This window comes from Pseudomonas sp. HMWF006 (genome assembly GCF_003061205.1).
Lineage (GTDB): Bacteria > Pseudomonadota > Gammaproteobacteria > Pseudomonadales > Pseudomonadaceae > Aquipseudomonas > Aquipseudomonas monsensis.
The window spans coordinates 5,717-6,947 of the sequence record NZ_QAIU01000412.1; the positions used below are offsets into that span (position 1 = coordinate 5,717).

1 protein-coding gene is annotated in these 1,231 nt (G+C 61.3%); it reads right to left on the reverse strand.

Annotated elements, in window-relative coordinates; genetic code table 11:
* A partial coding sequence (locus DBR24_RS32515; protein WP_256591580.1) for an ATP-binding protein occupies positions 1-1,231 on the reverse strand: 1,231 nt, incomplete at both ends.

The window sequence follows — 1,231 nt, forward strand, 5'->3', positions numbered from 1 at the left end:
CACCAGCACTTTGCAGCCCAGGTGCTCGAGGTCCCAGACATGCTGGTTCAGGCGTTCCGGCAGCATGTCGCTGCTGGTGATGCCGAGCACCGCCAGATCAATCGCCTGATCGGTCTGGTGGGCCCCGGTGACGCCATTGGTCAGGGTTTCCAGGGTATTGAAGGTCGTGACGTCGAGGCCGCAGTCTTCCAGTTGATGCTGCAACGCCTGGCGCGCCAGTTCATGGCTTTCCAGCAAGGCGACGCGCCGACCGAGCAGCGGCGCCGAAGGCAGGTCTTCGGCATCGTCGCGGGTTTTCGGCAAGCTCAGGCTGATCCAGAACTCCGACCCTTCGCCCGGCGTGCTGTCGACCCCGATTTCACCGCCCATCTGCTCGATCAGGCGCTTGGAAATCACCAGCCCCAGGCCCGTGCCGCCGGGTTGCCGCGACAGCGAATTGTCGGCCTGGCTGAAGGCCTGAAACAACGCGCGCACATCCTGATTCGACAGGCCGATGCCGGTGTCCTGAATGCTGATGCGCAGTTGCACGCTGTCTTCGTGTTCGTCCTCGAGCATGGCCCGGGCGACGATGGTGCCTTCGCGGGTGAACTTGATCGCGTTGCTGACCAGGTTGGTGAGGATCTGTTTGAGTCGCAGAGGGTCACCGACCAGCGACAACGGCGTGTCGCGATAGACCAGACTGACCAGTTCCAACTGCTTGGCGTGGGCGGCCGGGGCCAGAATCGTCAGGGTGTCCTGTAACAGATCGCGCAGGTTGAACGGGATATGGTCGAGCACCAGTTTGCCGGCCTCGATCTTCGAGAAATCGAGGATCTCGTTGATGATCCCGAGCAGGCTGTCGGCGGATTTTTCGATGGTGCCCAGGTAGTCGAGCTGGCGCGGGGTCAGTTCGCTTTTCTGCAACAGGTGGGTGAAGCCGAGAATACCGTTGAGCGGCGTGCGGATTTCATGGCTCATGTTGGCGAGAAATTCGGATTTGATCCGGCTCGCTTCCAGTGCTTCTTTACGCGCCAGATCCAGTTCGATGTTCTGGATTTCGATGGTTTCCAGGTTCTGGCGCACGTCTTCGGTGGCCTGATCGACGCTGTGCTGCAATTCTTCGCGGGCGTTCTGCAGGGTGCCGGCCATGCGGTTGATGCCTGAGGCCAGTTCGTCCAGTTCCTGACTGCCGAGGGGCGGCAGGCGGGTTTCCAGATGGCCGTCCTTGAGTTGCGCGACGGCTTGCTTGATC